Source organism: Paenibacillus sp. FSL H8-0548, from assembly GCF_038630985.1.
In the GTDB taxonomy this organism is placed as follows: Bacteria; Bacillota; Bacilli; order Paenibacillales; family Paenibacillaceae; genus Pristimantibacillus.
Genome location: NZ_CP152049.1, coordinates 1232955 through 1253568, shown reverse-complemented (window position 1 = coordinate 1253568; position 20614 = coordinate 1232955). Strand labels below are relative to the sequence as shown.

The following is a 20614-nucleotide window of genomic DNA, read 5'->3' as shown; positions in this document are numbered from 1 at the left end:
TGTATGAGCGGAGGGATGTTATGACAACAAACAATATGAGAACAAGCAAGAGAATCACACAAGAACCACAGGAGCTTGATCTTCGAACTGCCCTATTCCTAGCTGCGGTTTGCGGACAAACGTACATGCAATACAATAATAAGGACGGACTGTTTCTTGTGCCAAGACCCTACAGCTTAGCAAGCGAATTTACAGCCAAAGCATATGATAACAGCGAGGAAAGATTCGGTTTTGTGCTCACTTCAGAACGAGCCTCGATCCTTGCTTTTCGCGGCAGCGGCTCTGCTGTTGATTGGGTATCTGATTTTATTGCACAGCAAACGGCCTATCGTCCCGTCAAAAATGCAGGTCTTACTCACAAAGGGTTTACCGATATTTATATGTCTGCCCGCGTACAAATTCTTGAGATTATTAGTCAGCTTCCTTCAGATAAACCACTGTTCATTACGGGTCATAGCCTAGGCGGTGCACTTGCAACGCTCGCAGCTTTGGATTTGGCTAACAACTCTGAATTTACAGCTCCTATTGTATACACTTATGGCGCTCCAAGAGTCGGTGATCCTAAATTTGCGGGCAGCTACAATGCGTCGATTGCTACACACTGGCGATTGCAGAACGAGTTTGATATCGTACCACATCTCCCTACGCTCGTCTACCAGCCTCCCAAAACTAAACAAACCTATTACTACATGCATGCAGGGAGCGAGGTTCCACGTTCATTTCGAATGGGCTCGGTTTCTGGCAATCATATATTATCCAACTATTTTGCCGATCTTGCGAACGAGGATCCCGCTTTTGCCATAACCATTTGCAATGACCCGCCTGGCTGGTGTCCGGCTATTGCATTTTAGGCAAGCCATTGCCATTTATTATTTCCCGACTAGCCTGCTTGCCTCTAGCGTTTCCTAAGCGGGCAGCACGTAAAGCAGGATAGCAAAGAAATGAACAATCGAGCCTGCCAAGACGAATAAATGCCACACCGCATGATGATACGGAAAGCTGCGCCACATATAAAACACCGTCCCAAACGTATACAGCAAGCCTCCTGTCACAAGCAGCTGTACCCCGCCTGGTGCAAGATGCTCGGTGAGTAGCTTCCATGCAAATACAATAATCCAGCCCATCAAAATATAGAGGATTGTTGAAGTAAACAGGAAACGCGAAGCAAAAAAAGCTTTGAAGCCTGCGCCAATTACAGCAGCTCCCCAGACGATTCCGAAAAGCACCCAACCCAGCTTACCTTGCACGATATGTAATAGGATAGGTGTATAAGTTCCAGCAATAAACACATAAATAAAGGAATGGTCCAGCGACTCGAACACCCGCTTCGCTTTTCCCTCTGGTGTGCTGTGCACGAGTGTAGACGCCGCATAGAGGAGCAGCATGGCTGACCCATAAATGGTAAAGCTCACGACATGAACGGCCGTTCCTTTTGTTGCAGCGAATACTATCAGCACTACAAGCGCCGCAATACTCAAAACTGCCCCAATTCCATGTGTAACTGCGTTTGCAACTTCTTCCCTTTTGGAATACGTATGTGTATTAGCCATCGGCTGCTCACCTCCTAAGATGAAAGCAAGCGGTCATACGATAAAGATGTTGACGTCGCTTACTTCCCTTAGTGTATAGGATCACAACCACCCTTTCAACCAACCGCGCATCCGATCAACCGTTTTATCCAAATTGCAGATGGCCTCTTGATCAGCAAAGTCCTGTGTATGGCGAAAATAGTCCGCATGCCCTCCTACCGTAGGTATGCCCTCCACATAGCCGGGAGCATATTTCATCCGGTTCCACTTAGGTACTGCATATCTCGATTTGCTCCAGCCGCCCCATGTGCCAATACGGCTAATCGGATCATTGAGCTTTCCCAAGCTGTCAATCGAATGAAAATAGCTGACACGCTCCTGCAGCTTTGGCTCGATAGGCGTTCTTGGCGAGCCTACCTGAACGATGCGGAAATCTTCAACTTGATTTTGCTCATACAGCATCTTAGCCGCTTGATAAGCAGCTGCTCCACCGCCACTGTGTCCAATGAGAAGAAGCCGCTCACCCGTGAGTGTCTCTTTGATTTTAGCAAGCGCCTGCTGTCCGCCAATACGTCCAGCCGTCAGACGGTTGGACAGGTCGCTTCTCACCTCTAGAACCTGCCTCACCAGACTGCGGCTCGCATCCCCATACGGAAAAACAACATGGACAACAGGATCGATTCCTTCCGATTGAAACATTTTTTCGAGCTTTATTTTGCATTCGGTAAAGATACTGTTGGATGTTGCCACACCGGCAAGCAAATAAATATTCATTCCTGATGGTTTGGTCGCCGTCATAACGAATCCCTCCGCAACTAATCATTGACGTATATTCATTATGTGGGATTGCTATAGAATTCATTCTTGTATATTATATCCAAGGTGAAACGGCTGTCGCTGTTCTTATGGCGCCAGCGCGTTTCATTCCGGAGAAATATAGAGAAAGCATGGCGAAATGACATACTTTCCTATATTTCAACAAAGAAAAACGCCTAGCTGTTGCCAGCCGGCGCTCTTCCTCGTTTCTATTGCTGCATCTTATCGTACGAGTCCGGCATCTATACACCCATTTTTTTACGTTGGTTGTTGACCTTCTTCGTATTTTGGCTCTTCAGCGCCTGCGTCCCTGTGGATAGATGCGTTTGGCCAGGAGCTCCTCCTGCTTTGTTTTGCTTCTTCTGAGCGAGCAACTGCTTCGCTTTCTCTGCTTGAGTCAGCTGCTTTGGCTGCTCGGCAGATTCGTTTTGATCGATTGTAGACATAGGTTCACCTCGCTTCATGCACTACATAGTCTTATTCTACTACACTTATATATCTGGTAAAAGAGGCTTTACTTAATGTTGTGCTTCTCGCTATGCGCCAAGAAGCCATTTCCAGCTGTGGCAGTATTGGTTCTGTAGTAACTATGACCGCTTTCTTTGCACATTTTCTAATGCTCTCGAGCATAACAAGCTGCTCTTCCTCCGGCAATACGGAGCATAAATTATAAGGCATATCCACAATCGCCGTATCGTATTGCTTCTCCATTAGCCTCATATCGCCAAGCCTAACCCGATCCGGATAGCCAAAATGGGCCAGATTAATACGTGCGCCCTTCACCGCAAGCGGATTGAGATCGATCCCCTCGATATCAATGCCCATCGACATCGCTTCAATAAGAACGGTGCCCATTCCGCAGCATGGATCGATCAGCTGCTGCTGCGTATTTCTCCCAGCTGCAATATTAACGATCGCACGTGCCGCTCTGGTCGGGAGCGCAGTCGAATAATTTTGCGGCTTGCTTTGATGCTTTAGCCAGATGGCGCCGTTCTCCTCCACTTGCCCAAAATACCAGCGGCCCGCAAGCTTCGTTAAACCAAACAACTGCTCAGCACGCCGCATATCTGCTTTCCCGTTCATCACTGCGCCGGCAGCACGCTCTAGCTGCCTCTGCTCCTCATACGGAATAGGCTCGTCGCCAGTAGTGAACAGCACCTTGAATGTTTTGCCGTTCAGTTCAATCAACGACAGCTGCAAAAGCAGCTCCTCGAGACTGTCAGCTTGATACCTTGCCGCAATACGACGCTTCACAAACGGGCTTCGATCAACAGAGACCTCATAGGAACTCCTTACTGCTCCCCCATTTATCTTATGATCAAACAGCATTTGTAATTCAAGCTCGCACAAGGCCGCTTCATCCTCATGGCACGCATACGTATAAATAAACATGATTGACCTCGCGATCCAAAATAAATTATTCAGACTGCGGCATTGCTGCCGTCTGCTCAGTGTGAAGCTTAACCTTCGATAGCCCAAACTGCTCTGCCTCAGCATTCAGCTCGGCAATCTGCTTCTCTAAAGCTTTGACTGTCCGTTTAAATCGGATTTGACGAAACATGCCAAACATCGCAACAGTCACGCCTCCAAGCAGCGTCGATCCCAAAATTACGAGAATTAGCGGAAGCGTAGTCTTCGTAAATAAGAAGTTTACGTGTACCGGCTCAACATTGATCACGGCAAATATCGCAATGAGAAGCGCGAACACTAAGGCAGATATAAGAATTCCCTGTCCCTTCACGCCGATCCCCTCCCTTTTGCAAAATCATACCACAAACCTTATTCCCCATACATCCATATTTGCTTCTCGGTGTGGACCGTTTTTCCCGACTCAATCGCTTGCCCCATCAATAGAGCCAAATAATGATCCTGCGAGGCATCCGCTAAACTATAAAAGGATGAGCCCTTGCCAGCAGCATAGTCTCCCATTTTCAATAGACAGGCAGCTATTGCAATTTCATCATCGCTTAGTCTTGCAGGAGCGACTGGGTTTTGGTACAGCCATTCTCCGCCGGCGATCACGCCGCGATGATGATAGCCCTCCAGATTGCCGTGATGACCAGTATCTACCCTTCTAAGCTCCGTATGAATAGGTGTCTCGAAATCCTTTAAATAGCTCACCTCACAGTCTACAAGCTCGCCAGTGCTGCCTCTAACGAGCATTCTGCTGCGTCTTATCCATGAGAAATATTGGTCTCCCGTAAAATCATAAACTGCCAGCTTGTCGCCAAAACGAAATGTAGCTATGTTCTGAACCGATTGAACCATTCTCTCAACTTGTGGATCGCCTTGTCTGCTTGGGCCTTGCATAATTATGGATTCAAATTGCTGGCCGGTAATAACTGCCGACTCGAACCGTACACCTAGCAGCTGTCTAATCAAACTTATCCCGTGATAATCATGGGCAACAGAAACCTGTACATGTGTTACCTCGCCCAGCTTCCCGGAGCGTACCATCTGAATCCGAGCTGCGTGCATAGGCTGATACAAATACTGCTCTGCCACCTGTACCTTAGCGTCCTTCGGCAATGAGCTGTAAAGCGCGGTAAGCATGGCTAAATCAGCTGCCGGCGGCGTTTCTGCCAGAACAGGTATTTGCCGCTCGGCTAATTGACGGATGATCTCCGGTGCTATCGTTCTCGGAACGGATACTACTGCAAAGCTGAATTTGTCAGACTCCGCCGCAAATTGCTGCATCGTTCGGACAGTTGGTATCCCCCATTTTTCTTCAATAGCTCGTCCCTTTTCTTCATCTCGTACGAGCATGGTATGAATATGAAACCGCTCAGGCAGCGCCCGAGCAATCCGTATATAAAATTCTGCACGCCAGCCTCCACCAACAATTCCAAAGCTTATCATTGACATTGTAATACTGCCCCCTGCAAATTAATCTAATCTGTATTTTCCAATAAAAAAGAAAAAGATCTCCACATGAGAGATCTTCTTTATGCAGTTTGGAAAGTTCCTGTAGCTTTTATTTCCTCTTGGCAGCCTGTGTATGCTTGCAGCTTGCCGTGATATATTAATTCAAGCAGATTCGTGTTCTCCAGATCCGCAGGTGTAACGAAGAACGATGGCTTATTAACCAAGTTAACACCGCTTTCTTCAAAGACCGATGCGACAAACTGTGAGCAGAAATACGCGTATTCTCTCTTCATCTCAATATTAAGCATAATCCCTAGCATGCCAAGCAGGTTATATTTGTATTGGTCTTGGTTCTTTTCCATATACTGAATTTGATTTCTCATATGAATATAAGCGCAATGACTAATTGTACATCTGTATAGTGCACAGGTTGAATTCTCAAAAAACTCGCCTCGCACATCTTCCTTCACAAAGCCTGCAAAAAAAGGATTGCTCGGATTTTTCCTGCCAAAGCTGTATACCTCATTCAAATCACTATCAAATGCAATAGAAGCATGATTTAGCATATTTTTCGTATACCATCTAATCGTCTTTGAAAACAATGTCCCCGTATTCGTTAAGAGCACATAAATTTCCACATCTCTATTCATGCAATACTACCTCCACATTAAAGAACTTTCATCTAGGTATTAACTTTAATGCAGGAGAACTAAATTCTAAACCTGCTCAGGTAATAGGTTGATCCTCGACCTTAGTCCAGTTTTGCGAGTGTAGCCTGACAAAGGGTGGTCTATGAAACTTTCCTATTTCCATAACCTTTCTTCATTTTACTGGATTTTCATGTTTTACTCAATAAGTAGTTCGATCTTTCTCACTCTTGTTTCAAAAAATGTTAACATTTACTTATTTTGAAAATGATATAGTAGAAAAGGCACTTACTATTTAGTTTCTATTATATGCAGCATTTCGTAGTATAGTATAGCCTTTGTAATCATTTTAACATTAACGGAGGGCGTTGCAATGAACTGGTACACCCGTTATATCACACAACTGGAGCAAATATATAAGGAAGCCGAAGATCGGATTTCCCTTTTTCCCGAGCCGCTTAATCATATCGGACTTGCTTATGCAGACAAGTTCAATCCCGTGAAGCATGAGAGCCGCAAAGATTATATTTGCAGCCTTCTTCCCTTTTGGATCAAAGAAGCGAGCGGTATTAGCGATTCTGAGTGCAAAAGCCTTGCTAAAGCTAATGTATATGGAATGCTTTATTTTTTTATTCAGGATGATTTGATGGACAATATCCCTACAGCCAAATGGAAAGAGCAGCTAGCGCTTGGAAATCTGCTCCTGCTTGAGATGTTCGGTGTATTTCGCCAATTATTTCCGTCAGATTCGCCATTTTGGAGCTACTACGACCATTATGTGACCGTATGGTCAGATAGCGTAATAAATGAAGCTGGGCAAAACTTTTTCATGACCTCGCCCATACGAACCGCGGGTAAAGCAGGACCTGTCAAAATTGCCAGCACCGGCGCGCTTCTGTTAACAGGACGCCAGAAACAAGTTGAAAAACTCGAGCAAGCCATCGACATTGTGTTAATGACACTTCAAATGTCCGACGACTACGCAGACTGGAAGGAGGATCTCGCAGAAGGCAGCTATAATGGCTTACTTGCAATGATTGCTGCTGAGCAGAACTTAGAAAGAAAACTGACGGAAAAAGACGCTGAAAATGCCATTTACATTAGGGGTTGCATGAAGCGCTTCGCTCAGCTTGCGGCCGTTCATCACGAGAAGCTAGTCGCTTTGGATACTAACGCTATTGAGCTAGTAGACTTTCATACCTATCTAGTAAACCATTTGAACCAACAGGCTGAGACGATAGATACAAATAAGAGACTTATGCTTTCTGGCGGTTTTAACTATTTATTGGTTAGTTTGGAAAAAGAATAGATAGGACTAAAAAGACTTTTGGAACTATGGGCAGCAGTCACGAATAGACATATTATCCCCTATTATTGTTATGTCAAGCTGCATGAAAACTATTAAACACACCTTTTATGTCGAAAATTTGAATTAATTGTAGATATTCCCGAAACTACATGATATACTTATTTGGTAATCTTATACATAATTTGAAAGGGTGATCATTTTGTCGACAAAGCAAGTAACTCAGGAGAACGTTATTCAAAAAGCATGGGAAGATTCCGAATTTAAGGCTCAGCTTCTCGCAAATCCGAAAGCTGCATTAAAAGAAGCTTTTGGCATTGATGTACCTCAAGGAATTGAAATAAATATTGTGGAAGAAACTTCTACAAACCTTTATTTTGTACTTCCGCAAAATCCTACGGTTGCTAAAAAAGAAGATGTTGAAGGCGCAGCTTGGCAATAACATAACAAAAAAAAGCGTGAGTCTGCTCGAATATGAGCAGCTCTCGCTATTTTTTTGCCGAAGGTATCTGGATAACAACCTCTGTCCCTACTCCCTTCGTACTAAAAAATTCAACCTTCCCTTGCATCACTTCAATGATGCGGAAGGTCACCATCAAGCCTAAGCCTGTTCCCTTCGTTTTTTTCGAATAGTAGGGCTCACCTAATCTTTTTAAGTCTTTTTCATCTATTCCCTCGCCATTGTCTTTTATATTAATGATTACATTTTTGGAGTCATCCATAAACGTATAGATTTGTATGACTCCCCCTGTATCTAATGCTTCGATACTGTTTTTAATAATATTAATTAGCGCTTGCTTTAGTTTGGAAGAATTACCGCGAACATAAAGATTTGGAGATAAATCAACTTTAATAATCCCGCCCTGCATATTCGCTAATGGAATTAAAATCCCCTCAATCTTCTGAAGCTCCTCTGACACATCCAAAAGGACGGTATGATCAATCTGAGGCTTGGCAAATGTCAAAAAATCAGTAATGATGTCTGAAGCTCTGTCCAGCTCCTCTATCGCCAGCAGCATAAAGCTTTTTTCTTTGTCATTCACGGAGGTTCCCCGAAGCAGTTGCAAAAATCCCCTTGTCACCTGCAGCGGATTTCGCACCTCATGAGCAACCGACGCAGCCAGCTGGCTAATAATTTCCATTTTCTCCGATCGCTGCAGCTCGTTATTAAACACCTCAAGCTGCTTCGAATAGCTGATTAGCTGCTCGTAGTTTTGTACTATCCTTCTTGCCAAAATAATAACTAGCGAGGCAATAAAGCTAAAAATGCCAAATTTCCACAAAAACAAATCATAATTCATACCCTGAATAAAATACCACATCACTTCTAAAACTCCGATGATCGCAAAAATGCCATACCCTGTCGTTATAATTTGTGCATCTCTATTTCGCTGTAAACAAAATCGGATCAAACAAAATAATATTAAAAAATTACCAAAAACGATTGAGAAGGCAAAAGATATCGTTGTGACTGCGATATACGATTCAGCGATTTTACTAGAGAAAAATGAAGATAATAGAAATAAAACAGTCAGTATCGAAAGAACGACTTGGAACTTTCTAAAGCGGGTTATGAGTCCCAGCGGTCCTCTGCCGAAAATTCTCTCAAAAAAGAAAAATAGAGACGGAACCACTAAAGCTGAACCTATATCAAACATATAATAAATAGCGAACCCATAATCGTTATATACCCTATGCAAATAGGGAGATAACGCAAGTATCATTACTCCTATTGAAAAAATAACAAAGGAAAGTGAATTTAATCCTGCAAGGTAAGATTTATTCATGAAGATAAAACATAAAAACATGGCAAAGGATGAAAATATAAACGCTCCTCCAATAACGACGTCAAGTATCTCCTTTTTCATAAAGGACTTATTGAGCATCTGCTCTTCGCCAAGCATAATTGGTTTATTTAAACCTAACCAATCAGAGTTGGTCTTAAGAAGAATATAAACCATCTGATTAGCTTCACTTTCCGTCACAGACAGTAAAATTTCATTTTTGTTATACGGATAGTTTCTCTCCGACTTATACACGAGATCTTTATTAATAAAAATAGAAACATCTTTAGCGGTAAGTTTGGTGATGTATAACGATGGCCTAGCAAAATCATTGGCAGGAAGTTTAAACCTGAGCCACGCCGAGTGAATGTTAGCAGGTTTTAGAGGTAAATCATCCTCGGAGGAAAAAGATTGCCATCCGCTTGCTTCATTGGTAGGAGCAGCATTTTGGGCAGCACGGTACGGATCCTCTTCCCAGATCATTTCCCACTCTGTAATGTTCGTGGTCGCTGAATCTGATAACGCAAAAGAATCCTCGACTGGAAGGCTAGTGACTATGAATAACAAAAAAATAAACAGTATTACGAATTTATACCAAAACTTCATCATGCACCTCAGAGTGTAAAAAAATACAAATCTTTCTTTCGTACTCTATTTCGACAATCTTCGATAAAGCTCCTTCTCAAAATTCTAATTTTCCAAAAAAAAATTAATATGAATATTTTTACATCAAATATTATGAAAACTGCCCCTAAGATCACAATAATCTTTAGGGGCAGCCTACTATTATAAAAGCTTCTTCATCCATTCGAGCAATCCGCTAATTACTTGCTTCTGCTGCTCTTCTAGTGTAATGGTGGCAGCATTATCGCCCTTCTGTGAACCGTAGGAGCCAAATTGAGCATGGTTTCCGCCTTCTATCGTAATATATTCCGTTTGATTAGGCATATAACGTTTCCCTTTTCCCCATTCCTCTCTATTCAGCACACCATCTTTGGTTGCCGTCATTTGCAATACAGGGAATTGAACATCAGCTAAGCTGCCAGCCTCTTCTGCATAAGCCGCCAGAAAGAAGACACCATCGATTTGATCCAAATGCTCAGCTGCATAGCGGGAAGCAAATACGCCTCCAAGGGAATGGCCGCCAATAACATAGCTTTCTTCAGGATGCTCCGATATAAACGCATCGGCTTTGTTCTGTCCCATAAAAGCAAGATTAAACGGCATAGTTGCAATATATACCCGGTGGCCAGCCTCTGCCAATTCACGAGCGAACGGCGCGTAGCTCTTCGGATCTACCAGTCCACCTGGATAAAAAATAACGTTTGGCTGCAGCACTGCCGCATCGCTAGATGCAGGCTCAAAGCGGTAGCCGGCCTGACCAACGCTTACTGTAACGGTCTCATCACTCGTCATCGCCGTCTTCGCTTCAGAAGACGGTTTATAAAGTATTGTCTGATATACAATGGCTAATATTAAGATCAACACAAGCAATACTCCCAATGACCATATCCAGACTTTTTTAGCTCGGCCTTGCTTTGGTTGCTGCAAAGCCTTTGCACGCTCACTCATTTCATGCACTCCTTTTTCTATCCTGCTCCTTAACGCAGCACTATCCTCTTTCCTGCTGGTTCCAATCGTTGCACCTATTATATTTATTGTATCGTCTCTCATTGCTTCTAGCAAATTCATGCAGCAAGCTCATTTCCCCTAATGACAACGGCCCATTGCTCAACTACAATGATATAAGGTGAAGCACACCGCATGTACTCCAGAATCTGGAGTGGAGCGGTGTGCTTTTTAGTTTTTAGGATGGGAGATGGATGAGACAATGGTAAATCAACAGCCGTCAGATTTGGTGAAGGACAACACAACAAATCGAGCCCTATTAGTTGAGCAAGCTTATAAGAATTGGATTATAACGCATATCGAGCTTCGAGAGGCAGACAGTGAGCGGAGACGAAGGCTAGTAGACAGAGACGACCATGGCGAGCAGCTATTTGCAACTCTTATTTGGTGGCCTATACTCGGGAGCTTTGAACATTTGCATCCGGAGTATGAAGTCAATGATTATCGCGATGGCAGTCGCTTTCTCGATTTCACCTATATTCGCTCACCTCACCAAATCTCCATTGAAATTGACGGTTACGGACCGCATCAAAAGCATGCTTCGAGGCGTAAATTTTCAGATGATCGCTTTCGTCAAAACCAGCTCATTCTGGATGATTGGATCGTTGTTCGCTTTTCTTATGACGACATACGAGAGAGGCCAAGACAATGCCAACAGTTTATTCAGCAGCTGCTTGGTAAATTGTACGGCATCGGAAGAGTAGACGCACTTGAATTACAATTATCTGCAACTGCGCGTGAGTTGCTGCGATGGGCGAAACGTCTCGAGCGAGAAGCCACCTTCGGTCCGAAGGATGTGGAGAAACAGCTTCGCATTAGCCACTGTACTGCCCTTAAATACTTACAATTGCTGCTCCAACATAAACTAATCGAACAAGCCTCAGGAAAACAACGCATTCGCAGCTATCGCCTAACAGCATTAGCCGCTCGCACAGTTCTTTAAACTAATGTTAGGTCGACCTGGGTTTTGGCGGAGCTTGTGGCGCATTAGATCTAGTTTCTAGATCTATTTCTGCGGATTTGAGCTGTTCCGAGGTTTTAGATCTAGTTTTTAGATCTATTATGCGGAAAAGTGTGCTGCTGCCGGATTTTGGCAGAGTTTGCCGCGCATTTGATCTAGTTTCTAGATCTATTTCTGCGGATTTGAGCTATTCTGAGGTTTTAGATCTAGTTTTTAGATCTATTATGCGGAATAGTGTGCTGCTGACGGATTTTGGCAGAGTTTGCCGCGCATTTGATCTAGTTTCTAGATCTATTTCTGCGGATATGAGCTATTCTCAGGTTTTAGATCTAGTTTTTAGATCTATTATGCGGAATAGTGTGCTGCTGGCGTGACATGGCAGAATCCCGCGGTTAGTCGATGCCCCAAAGCCTAAAAGCCTAAGAAACATGAAGATTTCATAGTCATATACAAAGTTACCCAACACACTCTCGTAATTTGGTATAATATGATAAATAATGTCTTTATAAAAGGATGATGACCATGTCCGATCATAACGACCACGATGAGCTTGCTAATCGCCGTCGCAATAAGCTAAAGCTGCTTCATTTTGATGCGAACGGTAAGGATTTAGTAGAGTCAGAGAAGCCGAATGAGACGTTCGCTGATGTTGGCGGTCTTGAGGATGTTAAGAAAAAAATTCGCATGAACTTTATTTTGCCGCTGAAGCAGCCTGAGCTTTTTGCCGCTTATGGCAAGGAAGCAGGCGGAAGCTTGCTGCTATATGGACCTCCAGGCTGCGGCAAAACCTTCCTAGCCAGAGCAGTAGCTGGTGAAATTGATGCCAATTTCATGCATATTGAGCTGCAGGCTATTCTAGGTATGTATGTGGGGCAAAGCGAAAATAATTTGCATGATATTTTTGAGAAAGCACGTGAGAATAAGCCATGCGTCATCTTCATCGACGAGCTCGATGCAATGGGCGGCAGCCGCAATCAAATGCGTCAGCACCACGATCGCATTCTCGTCAATCAGCTTCTCATGGAGCTTGACGGACTTCGTACGTTTAATGATCAAGTGTTTGTCATCGGCGCAACGAATACACCTTGGTATCTTGACTCAGCGCTTCGCAGACCTGGTCGATTTAACCATATGATCTTTGTACCACCGCCAGAAGAAGTCGAGCGATCAACGATCTTACAGTTGAAGCTGGCTGACAAACCGCTTGCTTCACTTGATTTAAGCAAAATCTCGAAGGAGACAAAGTATTTCTCCGGCGCAGATCTCGAGCAGATTGTGAAGGACGCTGTCGAAAGCGCATTGGAGAGAACGCTAGAAATTGGAGAGATCCAACCAATTACACAGGATGATCTGAAGAAGGCGTCCAAGCAGCGTAAAGCGACAACGCTTGATTGGTTTGCCACTGCCAAAAACTATGCAACGTTCAGCGATGTGAACCAAGACTATCAAATCGTTCTAGATTATATGAAGCAAAGCGGTTTAAAATAATCCATTCATAGCGAGGTAGCCTTATCCATGATAGAAGACGCCAGCAGTCAGCGATATGAGAGAATTCAACAGCTCGTGCAGTGGAAAAAATACCAGGATGCCACAAACGAAGCTATGGCGCTTATTCGGGATACACCGGAGGACGCTTATGCTTATGCGCTACTCGGCCACGTTTGCCTTCATATGGAGCAGCTAGATCAAGCCCTTCATTGGTCAGAAGAATCACTTCAGCGTAATCCAGAAAATGAGTTAGCCTGGTTAGTGCGCGTCAACGCTTACTATACAAAACAAAACTTTAAGGCTGCTGCTGAAGCAATTGCGGAAGCGCAGCGAATTGATCCTTACGAGCCGCATTATTTTTTCTTGCTCGCCAATATAAACAATAAGGTGAGAAAATATGCGGAAGCAAGAGATTTATTGCTTAAAGCACTTGAGATTTCTCCTGAAAATGCGCTGTATATCGCTAACCTGAGCTACAACGAAGCTTTGCTTCTCAATTTTTCTGAATCAAAGCTGCTCGCAAGCAAAGCTTTACGACTGGATGTAGAGTCAGACATGGTCTATATGTATCTGGGCTGGTCCGCCGAGAGGCGAAATGACTATGAGGATTATTTGCTCATGCTGAAGAATGCGATCAGACTTGACCCGGATGACAAACAAATTCGCCAGCAGTTTCTTGAAGCTCTACAAAAAAATTATAAATGGTATCGAATTATGCTCATGCCGGGAAATCTCTTGAAAAGAATGAAAACATGGCAGATTATTGTTTCCTGGATTGTATTATGGATCTTGTTCCGACCATTCATTATCCTATTCATCGTTCTTTATATCCTCACGCATTGGACAACAAAGTTACTGGTGCATGTGAAAGTATTTGGCTGGAGACGTCGGGGGTGACCCTGAGAGACTCATTGTAATCTGAGAGTTCCATTGCTAACTGCAGCGTACTTGCTCCATCACCGTGCCATGCACTCCCCCTATAACAAGAACAAAATCACCTACGGTGAATTTACGTACTAGCCGACGGTTACTTCTCCGCCGGCTCTTTCTTCCTCACCAAGTCTCCGTTACACTCCGGGCATACGAACACAGGACTCTCCTCAGGTCCTAATTCATAAGAACACTCTCCTACGATGAAATCAGGCACAGGATCTAAACATCCGCAATCTACGCAAACATAATCGATAAAGACTTCTTCCTCCTCATCATCAAAGGAAAATAGTTCAACAGCTTCTTCCTTTTCGCTATCCTGTTTCTTGCCTTTCCTTTCGTTCATTAGCCCGAACCCCCCATTTCTTCTTATACGCTCGTTCACTTTCCTCATCATAATAATAAATTCGCCCATAGTCTGCATGCCAAATAACCACAAGCAACATGGTTTGTTTGCAGCAGGGACAGGCGATCGGATCCCGTTCATAAGTCTCCAACATCCGCTGACGGTACGTCTTTCTTCTCTTTTCCTTCGGCGGGAACGTCATTTCAATCTGTTTATGGACCATGTACCGCCATAAGTTAACGATCTTTTGCGACTCCTTATTCTTACTTCTGCTGTACAGGCCATACCTGCCTACCATTCGAAAATGCTTCGGCGGGATATGTTGCACCAGGGCATAAATGAATTTCATGACAGGGGCTACGACATCGATCCTCTTTCCTGTCTGATGATCTTCGTACCAGTAATGTACCGTATGGTAGTCATACTTTATAATGCGATACTCTGCGATTGCCGGACGAGCCAGATAACGTCCAATATACTTGGCCGCTCCACGGGCATCCTTCATTCGTTGTTCTGCGTTGACATAAAATCCATGCTTGTACCGACTGTACAGTTGGTTTACCAACGTTTTTACCTTCGCATCGCCAGGATGCCACTTCAACATTAAATCCATAAGTAGCTTCTGCCATGACTTTCTCAAGTAGGTAAAAGAAATATACTCCACACTCTTCCACTGCTTATGGCAATCTAACGCACCTTCCGTAACCAGGGCATGAATATGCGGATTAAACTTTAGATCCCTTCCAAACGTATGAATGACCGTAATGACGCCCACGTCATACTGTTTGCTCTTATTTTTACGCCGATAGTAATATTGGATGACCTTCGCCACTTCTTTACTAAGCTCGTTCAAACGACTCCGATCCTCAAAGAAGTATTTCCTCAACTCTTTTGGTACCGTAAACACGGTATGACGATGGGGGACATTCAGGATTCGCTCCTGTTGCTTTTCTGCCCAGTCATCGGTGTATTTCTTTCCGCATCCATGACAAAACCGACTCTTACAAGTAAAACAGATAATGACCGGTTCCGGTTTTCCCTCCGTACAACCCATACATTCATATCTCGCGTAACCCATATCCTTCGTGCCGCATCGCGTTGCCTTGTTTACGGCTTCCGGTATCGCTTTCTGCAGTTCTTCCGGGAATAGATTCGCATGAAGTTCCCAAAACCCATGAAAATGATCCTTCAAGATCTGTTTCACGATCCCTCGTTTCTTCCATGTTTCTCGCTTCTCCATAACGATCCCCCCCTATTTATTTTTTCGACTCGATTATCCACATTTTTTAGCATCGCATAATTTCCTAAACAACAAAAAAAGAAGTCTCGCATGATCTTTCTCAGATCGAGCGAGACTTCTTTAAACTTAACATTTCCCTTTATTGCAGCGCGTCATTCAAACGAGTAATCGTCATATATGCCTGTTGACGCGTATAATTTCCTTTTGGACTAAAGTTGTTATTTCCAGTTCCATTCATAATATCGTACATGAATACAAAGTCTACGCTTGTCTTAGCCCAGCTGGCAATGCTGCTTTTATCAGCAAAAGCAGAAGCATCTGTCAGCACATCATAACCAAGCACCTCTGCTGTGTTCGTAAGCATAACAGCCGCTTCCTGCCTTGTTATGCTGCCGCTGGGATCAAATTTGCCGTTGCCCTTACCGTTTACGATACCCATCAGATTTGCCGCAATAACTTCCTTTATAGTCGTATCTGTAAAAGGGTTATCGCTAAGGCTAAGCTCATTCTCCGCTAAAATAGCATCAATCGTTTGACCGGTTTGCACTTCCAATAACTTAATAATAATTTTCGCAAAATCAGCGCGGGTTATTTTTTGCTTGTAGCCGCTTTGCAATTCCGCAGGTATAAGTCCTGCTGCCATCGCTATCTCTACTTCAGTTTTAGCCCAAACATCTGGTTGATCGCTTTTTCCTATCCACTTGTCAATCTTGAAGAAAAGGCTGGACACAGCCTCTGTTTTCTCATCAAATATGAAAAACTCATAATAAGAAACACCTTGATTAAATGTTACTGTGGCAGTTGTATTTGCAGGCAAACCTTCCTCCGACGTTTCCTTGCCATTAATCGTCATTGGTAGCGCTTCTGCTACTAAAACACCTTTTTCCCAGCTGTATCCGATGACCGTAGCACTGAGATCAACCTTTGCTGTGACGGTTAAAACTGCATTTTCCGGAACGAGTACTGAAGAAATTTCCAAATCCTCATAAATTTCACCTGTATCCTCAATGGTTACCGTTTCTTTCACTTCACCGGTTGTCTTAGAGATGGTATACGTGTAGTTCTCCTGCGGTATTTCAGCCGCTGAAGCAGGCAGTACGAAAGACAACATCATTATACTTGCCAGCATCATCATAAAAAAAGCCTTTTTACTTCTAATCACAAGCTTTCCTCCTATTATTTCCTAATATGTACCTGATACTAATTCAACAAATCGTACAAAATCCCTTTATTATTCCGATCAAATTCCATTTCAACACGCCTATACTTTTCTATATAAAAAAAAGGACAGCTTCGGCATTTGTATGCCTAAGTGTCCTTTATCTGTATATCCCTCACCAACCAGCTATTTTGCTTGACTTCGCTAAGCAATTGCTCTGCCATAAGTCCATGACTGATCACATTAGGATGTCCCGTTTCACTCATACCGTCCCGCTCTGCATTCACCTGCTCGAATAAGAAGTAATGAAGTGCTGCGAATCAATCGTATAATTGTCTTCACCATAATTGACAGGTCAAGCCACTGCCTTGAAAGCGAACCGTAATAGAGCTCCCTGCCCAGCTCAAAACAGGACCCTTCGCCTCTCTCCAATCCATCCGTCCGATGTACCTTGCACGCTTAGCCATGTCGAACACGGTTGAAGCTGTTCCATCCAGTCTCAGTCAGCTATTGATAGCGCTGGATCAAGTCCCGCTTTAGCTCCCAGACGGCTTCACTTAGGTTGACACGGTAGGCCTCTGCATTCAGCTTTCGCAAGTATTGCGGCCAGAAAAGCTCAAACTGCCCTCGATGATAGCTGCGGATTTGCTCCAAGCTTGGCAGCTTGTACACCAGCTCTCCTTGGGTGAATATAGGCTTTAACAGCGGTATCGCTTCATAGCGTTCGATATACTTGTGAATGTAGGGATGAACGGGGTCAAATAGTTTAATCCGTTCTCCTAGCTCTATATGCTGTTCGTTTTTAAGTGCAATATAATCCGCCTCAGCTTTTCCGGTATCCGTATTAATAATACGATACAGTGACTTAAAGCCTGGTGTGGATACTTTCTCTGGATTTGCCGAAATTTTAATAACTGGCTCATAGCTTCCATCCTTCTCCCTGGCAACAAGCTTGTACACCCCGCCAAGAGATGGCTGATCTGCAGCGGTAATCAGCTTTGTGCCAACACCCCATACATCAATCTTCGCCCCCTGCGACTTAAGATTATCGATGATGCCTTCATCCAAGTCATTGGAAGCAACGATTTGTACATACTCAAGCCCTGCTTCATCCAGCATTTTCCGCGCTTCTTGCGAGAGATAAGCAAGATCGCCGCTATCGAGTCGGATAGCATTCATCCGTTTCCCCTTTTTCTCCAATAAATGACCAATCTTAATCGCGTTTGGAACCCCGCTTTTGAGCGTATTATATGTATCTACTAGCAATGTTACATGATCTGGCATGGAATCCGCATAAGCATGGAAGGCTTCTTCCTCCGTATTATGTCCCTGCACCCAGGAGTGAGCATGCGTCCCTTTCGCTGGAATGCCAAAGAGCATACCCGCCCGCATATTTGAAGTAGCATCAAAGCCTGCAAGATAAGTCGCTCTCGCTCCCCAAATTGCCGCATCCGCTTCTTGTGCTCGCCTCGTACCAAACTCCAGCAGGATGTCATTCTGCGCAACCAACTTAATACGTGCGGCCTTGGTCGCGATAAGTGTCTGATAATTCATCATATTAAGAATTGCGGTTTCTACAAGCTGCGCTTCGAAAATACGTGCTTCCACACAAATCAGCGGCTCGTTTGCAAAGACGAGCGTGCCTTCCTCTACCGAATAGATATTGCCCGTAAATCGAAGCTCACGCAGCGTATCCAAAAATCCCTCGGCATAATTTTCCTCCTGTGTCCGCAAATAAGCAATTTCTGCTTCGCCAAAATGAATGGAGCGGATATACTGCACAATTCTCTCCAATCCCGCAAAGACGGCAAAGCCGTTTCCAAAGGGAAGCTTGCGGAAAGAGACCTCGAATACCGCCTTCTCATTCATGCTCCCTTGCAGCCAATGCGCATACATCATATTAATTTGGTACTTATCCGTATGCAGTGTCAAATTGTTATCGCTCATGCCATTAACTCCCTTCCTTATTACTATTTCCTGAAGCTGGATTAATCACTCAAAGAAGCGTAAACGGCTTCTGGTTTATGAAACAAAAATACGCCTTAGAGATCGCTCGAGACTCTCACTGGCGTACGTTTCTATGCTTTCATTTGAACCAGCCTTTTTCTTTAAAGCGCGTAATCGCTTCGATTCGATTACTGACGTCAAGCTTGTCGAGAATGACCGATATATAGTTCCGAACGGTTCCGGTCGTAATGAAGAGCTCACTCGCAATCTCCTTCGTATTCTTACCGTCCGCTACAAGAACAAGCACTTCCTTCTCACGCTCGGTCAATGGGTTTTCTTGGCCGTAAGCTTCGTCCACGAGCTCCGAGGCAAAAATACGCCGACCAGCCATCACGCTCCGAATCGAGTCAGCGAGCTCTTCACTTGGGCTGTCCTTCAGCAAATATCCGCTCACACCGGCTTTAAGCGCACGTTCGAAGTAGCCTGATCTTGCGAATGTCGTTAAAATCATTACCTTACAGCCTTGGCCTTTGAGCTCTTCGGCAGCATCGAGTCCCGTCTTCGCTGGCATTTCAATATCCATGATACAGATGTCAGGCTTATGCTGATGAACAAGACTTATGGCGTCTTCTCCATTACTCGCTCTTCCGACGACCTTCATGTCCTCTTCCAAATCAAGCAATGAAGCGAGGGCGCCCAGAAGCATGCGCTGATCCTCTGCAATAACAATTCTAATCATAACCCTCAATCCCTCCGTTTACTAGTTATGAACCTTGTTTAATTACTTTTGGTACTCTACATATCAGCATTGTTCCGCCTTCGGAAATAATTTCCAAGCTTCCATTCACAAACTCAAGGCGCTCCTTCATCCCCTGAAGACCATGACCGCCGTAATTTCTAGCAGCTTCAGCAATACCTGAACCATTATCCTTTACCTTCAGCAGCAGCTCGGTACGCGTGGACTCGATCGTAACGGTACAAGCGGTCGCTCCGCTGTGCTTAACCACATTCGTTACCGCTTCCTTCAAGCACATGCTTAGCACATTTTCAGTCAATAAATTCGTATTGCCAAGCTTCAGGTCTCCTTCAATGGTACAGTTGATTTCTGCTGCCATCAAAATCTGCTTTATACGAAACATCTCATCCTCTATCCTTGTCCCCCGCATCTGGGTGACCATTTCCCGTACTTCCTTTAACGCCGTTCTTGCCGTCTGGCGAACGTCATTAATTTCAGCCTGGGCCTGCGCTGGATTTTTGAGCATCAGCTTTCCTGCAAGATCACTCTTCAGACCGATAAGAGAAAGCTTCTGTCCAAGCGTATCATGCAGATCACGTGAAATCCGTTGTCTTTCCTCAAGCTTAACGAGCTCCGAAATTCGCTTATTCGCATCCTCCAGCTTTCCTTCAAGCTGTCCCTGCTTAATCCGGCTATACGTATTGAAAGGAAGTAGAATAACGACGATAAGACTGATCAGGATGAACGGAAACTGTGTGAAAAACAAACTATTTTGCGTGACAAAGCCGTAATTGACCGTAACAAAGGTAGTGACAATATGAATGGTGTACAGTGTAAAGAAGCCGGCTCGATTCTGGACATTTCCTATAAAAAAGGCTAAAAATATCGAAAAATAAACATAGCTGAACAACAAAGTCATCGCAATCGATATGACAATCATGACACTGGTCCAAAAATAAACAAGCCATCCCTTGGAGACAAAGGAGAGTCGATAGCAAATAAAAAACAAAATAATCATAATAAAGCCTGAAACGACCTCATAAGGTGAGGATGAGCGAAAAATAAAGTAAAACGGCAAAATATAGAAGACGACCCAAACGTACGGGCTTAGACCTGTATTTTTATGAAAAATCTGATACCACTTATTCATGGTCGTCCCCTTTTTCCCGAAAAGTCCAGCATCGGCTGCGATTATGGTTAGTACCATTTTATCATACACATTTCTTCACGC

General features: G+C 44.0%; 21 protein-coding genes. 6 read left to right on the top strand and 15 right to left on the bottom strand.

The features are described 5' to 3' along the window. Window positions 1-20 precede the first annotated feature (20 nt). Entirely contained in the window at window positions 21-851 is an 831-nt protein-coding gene (locus tag MHI37_RS05180; protein ID WP_256710691.1) for a lipase family protein, read from the top strand. A 54-nt stretch (window positions 852-905) separates the two neighbouring features. Here the strand turns inward: MHI37_RS05180 and MHI37_RS05175 are convergent, their stop codons facing one another. The 7 genes from MHI37_RS05175 to MHI37_RS05145 form a co-directional block, all read right to left on the bottom strand. Further along, entirely contained in the window at window positions 906-1550 is a 645-nt protein-coding gene (locus MHI37_RS05175) for a hemolysin III family protein (RefSeq protein WP_076339420.1), read from the bottom strand. An 81-nt stretch (window positions 1551-1631) separates the two neighbouring features. After that, a complete protein-coding gene (locus MHI37_RS05170; RefSeq protein WP_076339421.1) occupies window positions 1632-2327 on the bottom strand; it encodes a hypothetical protein in 696 nt (231 codons plus the stop codon). A gap of 260 nt (window positions 2328-2587) precedes the next feature. Next, the gene (locus MHI37_RS05165) at window positions 2588-2791 is read right to left on the bottom strand and encodes a hypothetical protein (protein ID WP_179090317.1); all 204 of its coding nucleotides are present in this window, start codon (window positions 2789-2791) and stop codon (window positions 2588-2590) included. Window positions 2792-2822: 31 nt separating this feature from the next. Next, entirely contained in the window at window positions 2823-3737 is a 915-nt protein-coding gene (locus MHI37_RS05160) for an RsmD family RNA methyltransferase (protein WP_076339423.1), read from the bottom strand. A 25-nt stretch (window positions 3738-3762) separates the two neighbouring features. After that, complete coding sequence (locus MHI37_RS05155; protein ID WP_076339424.1) at window positions 3763-4086, bottom strand: LapA family protein; 324 nt, start codon at window positions 4084-4086, stop codon at window positions 3763-3765. 38 nt (window positions 4087-4124) lie between these two features. After that, on the bottom strand, window positions 4125-5210 hold the full coding sequence (locus tag MHI37_RS05150; protein ID WP_076339425.1) for a Gfo/Idh/MocA family oxidoreductase: 1086 nt from the start codon (window positions 5208-5210) through the stop codon (window positions 4125-4127). 80 nt (window positions 5211-5290) lie between these two features. Continuing rightward, window positions 5291-5860 carry a hypothetical protein gene (locus tag MHI37_RS05145; protein WP_076339426.1) on the bottom strand — a complete coding sequence of 190 codons (570 nt, stop codon included), beginning with the start codon at window positions 5858-5860 and terminating at the stop codon, window positions 5291-5293. A gap of 370 nt (window positions 5861-6230) precedes the next feature. On the opposite strand from MHI37_RS05145, the gene MHI37_RS05140 reads away from it, so the two are divergent. Both MHI37_RS05140 and MHI37_RS05135 read left to right on the top strand, forming a co-directional pair. Beyond that, window positions 6231-7166, top strand: coding sequence for a hypothetical protein (locus MHI37_RS05140; RefSeq protein WP_076339427.1), 936 nt, complete (start codon window positions 6231-6233; stop codon window positions 7164-7166). Window positions 7167-7356: 190 nt separating this feature from the next. After that, a complete protein-coding gene (locus MHI37_RS05135) occupies window positions 7357-7605 on the top strand; it encodes an NHLP leader peptide family RiPP precursor (RefSeq protein WP_256710692.1) in 249 nt (82 codons plus the stop codon). Window positions 7606-7651: 46 nt separating this feature from the next. Here MHI37_RS05135 and MHI37_RS05130 read toward each other — a convergent pair whose 3' ends face one another. After that, entirely contained in the window at window positions 7652-9556 is a 1905-nt protein-coding gene (locus MHI37_RS05130) for a sensor histidine kinase (protein ID WP_083676526.1), read from the bottom strand. Between the two features lie 177 nt (window positions 9557-9733). Further along, window positions 9734-10519 carry an alpha/beta hydrolase gene (locus tag MHI37_RS05125; protein WP_076339436.1) on the bottom strand — a complete coding sequence of 262 codons (786 nt, stop codon included), beginning with the start codon at window positions 10517-10519 and terminating at the stop codon, window positions 9734-9736. 259 nt (window positions 10520-10778) lie between these two features. Between MHI37_RS05125 and MHI37_RS05120 the strand changes: the two genes are divergently transcribed. The 3 genes from MHI37_RS05120 to MHI37_RS05110 all read left to right on the top strand — a co-directional run bounded on the left by MHI37_RS05120 (window position 10779) and on the right by MHI37_RS05110 (window position 13922). Further along, window positions 10779-11519: a hypothetical protein gene (locus tag MHI37_RS05120; RefSeq protein WP_083676527.1), complete on the top strand. Its 741-nt coding sequence runs from the start codon at window positions 10779-10781 to the stop codon at window positions 11517-11519. A 540-nt stretch (window positions 11520-12059) separates the two neighbouring features. Next, window positions 12060-13025, top strand: coding sequence for an ATP-binding protein (locus tag MHI37_RS05115; protein WP_076339429.1), 966 nt, complete (start codon window positions 12060-12062; stop codon window positions 13023-13025). Window positions 13026-13052: 27 nt separating this feature from the next. Beyond that, complete coding sequence (locus MHI37_RS05110; RefSeq protein ID WP_076339430.1) at window positions 13053-13922, top strand: tetratricopeptide repeat protein; 870 nt, start codon at window positions 13053-13055, stop codon at window positions 13920-13922. A gap of 130 nt (window positions 13923-14052) precedes the next feature. On the opposite strand, the gene MHI37_RS05105 is transcribed toward MHI37_RS05110, so the two are convergent. The 6 genes from MHI37_RS05105 to MHI37_RS05080 form a co-directional block, all read right to left on the bottom strand. Further along, window positions 14053-14301 carry a hypothetical protein gene (locus tag MHI37_RS05105; protein ID WP_076334765.1) on the bottom strand — a complete coding sequence of 83 codons (249 nt, stop codon included), beginning with the start codon at window positions 14299-14301 and terminating at the stop codon, window positions 14053-14055. Further along, window positions 14270-15541 carry a transposase gene (locus tag MHI37_RS05100; protein ID WP_342556499.1) on the bottom strand — a complete coding sequence of 424 codons (1272 nt, stop codon included), beginning with the start codon at window positions 15539-15541 and terminating at the stop codon, window positions 14270-14272. Before MHI37_RS05100 ends, MHI37_RS05105 begins: the two co-directional genes overlap by 32 nt. 139 nt (window positions 15542-15680) lie before the next feature. Beyond that, complete coding sequence (locus MHI37_RS05095) at window positions 15681-16703, bottom strand: S-layer homology domain-containing protein (protein WP_076339559.1); 1023 nt, start codon at window positions 16701-16703, stop codon at window positions 15681-15683. Window positions 16704-17207: 504 nt separating this feature from the next. After that, the gene (locus tag MHI37_RS05090; protein ID WP_076339558.1) at window positions 17208-18647 is read right to left on the bottom strand and encodes a nicotinate phosphoribosyltransferase; all 1440 of its coding nucleotides are present in this window, start codon (window positions 18645-18647) and stop codon (window positions 17208-17210) included. Window positions 18648-18786: 139 nt separating this feature from the next. Continuing rightward, complete coding sequence (locus tag MHI37_RS05085; RefSeq protein WP_076339557.1) at window positions 18787-19386, bottom strand: response regulator transcription factor; 600 nt, start codon at window positions 19384-19386, stop codon at window positions 18787-18789. Between the two features lie 25 nt (window positions 19387-19411). Beyond that, window positions 19412-20533: a sensor histidine kinase gene (locus tag MHI37_RS05080; protein WP_076339556.1), complete on the bottom strand. Its 1122-nt coding sequence runs from the start codon at window positions 20531-20533 to the stop codon at window positions 19412-19414. Window positions 20534-20614 lie beyond the last annotated feature (81 nt).